We start from the raw sequence: 5234 nt of genomic DNA, 5'->3' as shown, positions 1-5234 counted from the left end.
TCTTGTCATCCCAGTGCTTGACACTGGGATCCAGGAATTTTATTAAGTTGGTAAGCATAAAAGTAGCCGTTTTATGTTAAAACACAACGTTCTTGATGAGATTACGGCAAGGCTGGATTCCAGACTGGAATGACAAAGTTACCCAAGTAGCCTCTTTCTTGTCATCCCAGTGCTTGACACTGGGATCTCATTTTACTTTATGATGATGTCATGAAAGTAGCTTTCCATCCAAAAGGGTGTCATTCCAGTCTGGAATCCAGACTTTAATTGTTATACTTGTAAATAAGTCTGGTGCAAATAAACGTTCATCTCAAAATGCAGTATTTTTGTTGAAATAGCTCAACTGGATTCCAGACTGGAATGACACCATTTGCTGTGCAATTTACCTTCAAAAATGAATGTTCGTACAGCTATGGAATGAATCGCGGTATAGCTATAGCATATACTAGCAACTAGTTTACCAAAAAAACATAGCAGTTTTTCTATGATTTGAGTATAATTCCAGCTTTACCTAAACAGAAAATTTAATGTTAATGTATCTTTCCTTACCATTTTTTATTACTGAGAATTATTTATTAATTACTGCGTTGATTCCACTTTTAAGTGCGTTAGCTATTTTTTTTACTGGTAAATGGCCCAGAGTGAACAATAGTATTACTGTCACTTCTTCTCTACTTCTGTTTGCGTATACGTGTCTGTGCACTTTATATTGGGTGTATGGTGATCATTCTCAATTTATCCTCATGGATTTTGGTAATAATTTGCATATTAGTTTAAAGCTAGAGTCTAGTGGAGTGATATTCAGTTTATTAATATTATTTTTGTGGATACTAACCAGTATATATGCAATATGTTATATGCAGAATAACTATGCTGATAGCAATCACTCAAGTTTTCTATGCTTTTTTTCAATATCGATTAGCTGTACAATGTTTATTGCTTTTTCTGGAGATTTGCTTACTACATTTGTCTTTTATGAGCTTCTAACTATTAGTACATACCCCCTGGTTACTTACAACTCAACAAATGAATCAATGATTGCAGGGCGCTATTACTTTGGCGTGCTATTTTTCTCTTCTTTGGTATTATTTTTTCCTGCAATAGGCCTTTTATATAATGAATTTCATACTTTAGACTTTGTAAGTGGTGGAATATTCAAATTTGATACTTCACTCAGCACTTTTATTGCGGTGTGTTTTGCTATGCTGATTTACGGAATAGGAAAAGCTGCATTAATGCCAATGCATTTTTGGTTACCAAAAGCAATGGTTGCACCAACTCCTGTAAGCGCACTACTGCATGCTGTTGCTGTTGTGAAATCCGGAGTTTTCATCATCATAAAAGTTATATTATACACTTTCGGTGTCGGTAACATGCAACGTTTTGCGCAGCAAAGTTGGTTTGCTGGAGGGTGGCTTCCGTACGCTGCTGGATTTACTATAATTACTGCATCATTGATTGCATTAAAGCAAAAAGAATTAAAGAAATTGCTTGCTTACTCTACCATCTCTCAATTGTCGTATATTATATTATTCGCTTCAATTTTTAGTGAGCTCAGCATGAGAGTTGCAATTTTTCAATTAGTTTGCCACGCATTTGCAAAAATCACTTTGTTTTTCGTTGCAGGTAGCATAATAACGAAAACAGGCGAGAAATATATAGATAAGATTCACGGTATAGGACGCAGTATGCCAATTAGCATGACAGCATTTGCTATAGGTGCATTGTCTATGATAGGGGTGCCGCCTGCTCCGACTTTTTGGGGTAAATTTCTCATTTTTCAAGCTGTTTTCAACTCTGGCAATGTAATACTTTCTGTGTTTGTAACTTTAGTGTTAATTGTTAGTACTATACTCAACGCTCTGTACTTTTTACCGATGATTTACAATGCCTTTTTCTTAAAACCTTCTCAGAATTACTTCATTAAAAAAACGCCAATTCTTCTAGTTTTACCTCCAGTTATTACTGCTATGTGCACTTTGGTTATTTTTTTTAGCTACCAAGTAATATTTTAAATGTGATTATCTGTATTTATAACCATTAACAATAAATTTAAATGGTATTATACCAGCCAGAGTTGCTTTTATATTCGACAAAGTGAAGCTAATCTCCACAGTATCCTCCTTATTTTGCTCGGTTGTAAAAACTACAGTAGCATTTCCAGCAAATGTAACTAAGTCCTTGGTCGATCGATCAATAGATAATGTTATTACATTTATGTTGGCGATTTTTCTTTTAGATAAAGACAAATTACCAGCTTCATTATTCGTTTTTTCCTGAAAGCCTTGATAGATTTTATGTATAGAATTGTTTCTTATAAAATTTTCTTGGTACTTCGGTTCAACGATCTTAATGGACTCGTATATTTCAATGTATTTACTTATTAAGTACCTCGCTGTGGAAGTGTATTCATCTTCCTTTTTACTGAAACTAAGCTTATGCATTGCAGAGAACTCATCTTCTGTGTGGTTCATATACTTCACAAAATTTAAATCTTTTTTAATAGGAAATAACAGGTATATGTTTAATGTTAATAAACATATACCTACTAGGAGAAGCGATACTATTAATGCCATCCAAGATCTTTCTGCTACACAAAACAGATACCTATGGCAATACCATTCGACTGCTTTACTGAAATAACTTTTGTTTTTTACTGATTCAAGCAATTTATCTTCCATAACACAATGCTACCAAATCCAATTATAATAACAACAAAATTAGATACTCTAAAAAACTTTAAAATATGTCTAAATTTTCCAAAATAGGATGAATGATTATATCACCTTGTTCCGCAATAAGGTAGAATTTGTCGATTTTGCTCACATCTATATTTATCATTTTTATACTGAAATTTTCAGGATTGTAAATATTACTTTCAGCACTTTTGTGATAATTATAATAATGTAATTTATTTTGATCATCAAAATAACCAAATTCATCAGCGAGGGTTCCCACTTTGCTACCTTTACCATCTTTGACTAGCCTAAATAGATCAATTGCGTGGTTTTGAGATCCAGGCTCAATAGGACCTTCTGCAGCAAAAAACTTAGGTGCATGACCAACATATTCCTTAAATTTTAGATTATGAGTCTTTTTTACACTACCAAAATCCACAAATTTATATTCATCTGAAACGCCAGAATATTGTGGATCATACTTTTTATATTCAAAAAACTCATTACCTAAAAAATTACAAAACGTTAATTTATAATTATCATGATCGGATTTAACGACTTTAAGGTAATGAAAATCTCTAGGAATCTTTACTTCCTCTTCCGTAATATGATTACGTACAACAAGCTCATCATTTAGCATATGATAGCCAATTTTTGGCAAAGTAGCTATATTGATTGTCTTGTTTAGCTTAAAATTTGCTTCATAAATGCCACTTAACAACTCCTTTCCTTTTTCTAGGGTTACGTCTTGATCTGAAGCTATATTCTTAATTAAGCTTAATTTTTTCTGCATGTTCAATATGGCTTTCGTCAAAACTTCTATTGATTGCCATACAGTTAATTTATTATCAGTCAAATTATATACTTCGAGTATTAAATTAACAGAATTTTATCATGAATTTATGTTAAAAGTATTATACTTCGTAAACTTATGTCATGATATTAACTACATTAGCTAAAACATGCTTTTTATCTAAGTGGAGTTGCTTTGCGGCAACGAAAAGTTTATCTATTTTTTTCCACTGACTTAGCAGAATTTCAACACCATTTACCTCTCTCTTTATGCTTTCTAAAATGAAGGCCTGAATTATATATGATGCTAGTTCTAGTTCGATTTCGCTATTAATTACTTTATTAATCATATTGGGATTCTTTAAATCATGAAGAAATTTATAAAAGCATTTGTATGCTTCATAAGCATCACTACTTATTGCATTTATTATCATTCCTGGCATTCCAGGAAATAAAGTAATGATTTTATCAAACGTTTGATCATCAGATTTACATTGAGATGAAACAACTTGCTTTGTTTCATCATAAGTTAATGGAAGTAAATTTAGTTGGAAACACCTACACCGGATAGTGGTTTGTATATCATATGGCTTATGGCTAATTATAAATACCTTAGAATCTTTTGGCGGCTCCTCTAATATTTTCAATATTGCGTTTTTAGCGTTATTAGTCATTACCTCTAAGCTATCTATTATAGCTATTTTGTGTTCTGATTGAATGGGACTTAAGTGTAGAAAGTTTTTCATTTCTCTGACTTTTTCTATTCCGATAGTATCACCTTCAACAATGTGTAAGTCCAACGCTACTTCATTATAGTTTTTTATGAGTAACCAATTGGAAAAGGATTTTGCAAGTGTTGCTTTTCCTATACCTTTTTTACCACAGATCAGCCAAGACTGAACAGATAAGTTGTTCATTATTTTTTTTTTGGCTTGGTTGTGGCCTATTACTTTTTTCATTCTTTCTCCTATAGATTTTAGTTTGAAAATGCGTTGTTTACTGTTTGTAATGAAATTGCACCTTCCCTTAAAACCTTAATCTTATCTTCGGTTAAGTCAATAATAGTAGATTCTATACCAGAAACTAGTTCGTCATCTTCAATCACTACAGATAAATGTTGCTTAATGGATTGTGGTATATCGTTTGCCTTACATACACTTTTTTTTCCTGAAATATTTGTACTAGTTGCAACTATTGGAACTTTCAGTTTGTTTAGTATTGAAATTGCAATAGGATGCTCAGGAATTCTGATACCTATACTATCTTTAAAGAATTCGTTTGGCAATATGTTGTTGTTTTTAAGTGGTAAAATATAGGTAATTGGTCCAGGAGAAAAGTAGTTTATTAAATCAATATATCTTTCCTTTACCTTTGCTATTTTTGTCAAATTGTAAATATCACTAACAAATATAGACAGTGGTTTATTTTGAGAGCGTTTCTTTATCTGATATATTTTTCCTATAGATTCATTATCTAGTGCATTACAAGCAAGAGCATACACTGTTTCTGTTGGAAAACACACTAACAAGTTGTTCTGTATTGCATTTATTATTTTAGATACCATATAGCTCAAAACTTATTTATAACAACTAGATCAGTTTTGTTGCATTGTATCTTATATAGTAACTGCTAGTTTGTATCCGTTCAGGATAGCGGCAAGACCATAGAGTAAAAGTGAGTTTACAACAAATGGTGTCATCCCAGTGCTTGACACTGGGATCCAGGAATTTTATTAAGTTGGTAAGCATAAAAGTAGCCGTTTTA

5 protein-coding genes are annotated in these 5234 nt (G+C 32.2%); 1 reads left to right on the top strand and 4 read right to left on the bottom strand.

Annotated elements, in window-relative coordinates; genetic code table 11:
- The first annotated feature begins 533 nt into the window (after positions 1-533).
- Positions 534-2015: a proton-conducting transporter transmembrane domain-containing protein gene (locus BA053_RS05155; protein ID WP_065095304.1), complete on the top strand. Its 1482-nt coding sequence runs from the start codon at positions 534-536 to the stop codon at positions 2013-2015.
- A 6-nt stretch (positions 2016-2021) separates the two neighbouring features.
- Here the strand turns inward: BA053_RS05155 and BA053_RS05150 are convergent, their stop codons facing one another.
- The 4 genes from BA053_RS05150 to BA053_RS05135 all read right to left on the bottom strand — a co-directional run bounded on the left by BA053_RS05150 (position 2022) and on the right by BA053_RS05135 (position 5034).
- Positions 2022-2681, bottom strand: a complete 660-nt coding sequence (locus BA053_RS05150) for a conjugal transfer protein TraJ (RefSeq protein WP_065094519.1) — start codon at positions 2679-2681, stop codon at positions 2022-2024.
- Positions 2682-2739: 58 nt separating this feature from the next.
- Positions 2740-3534: a hypothetical protein gene (locus BA053_RS05145; protein WP_065094520.1), complete on the bottom strand. Its 795-nt coding sequence runs from the start codon at positions 3532-3534 to the stop codon at positions 2740-2742.
- A gap of 73 nt (positions 3535-3607) precedes the next feature.
- The gene (locus BA053_RS05140) at positions 3608-4429 is read right to left on the bottom strand and encodes a DNA polymerase III subunit delta' (RefSeq protein WP_065094521.1); all 822 of its coding nucleotides are present in this window, start codon (positions 4427-4429) and stop codon (positions 3608-3610) included.
- Between the two features lie 17 nt (positions 4430-4446).
- A complete protein-coding gene (locus tag BA053_RS05135) occupies positions 4447-5034 on the bottom strand; it encodes an L-threonylcarbamoyladenylate synthase (RefSeq protein ID WP_065094522.1) in 588 nt (195 codons plus the stop codon).
- Between the last annotated feature and the right edge of the window lie 200 nt (positions 5035-5234).

The organism is Wolbachia endosymbiont of Nomada ferruginata (assembly GCF_001675785.1).
Classification (GTDB): Bacteria; Pseudomonadota; Alphaproteobacteria; order Rickettsiales; family Anaplasmataceae; genus Wolbachia; species Wolbachia pipientis.
The sequence above is the reverse complement of the archived record's forward strand: the minus strand, read 5'-3'. Positions and strand labels throughout refer to the sequence as shown.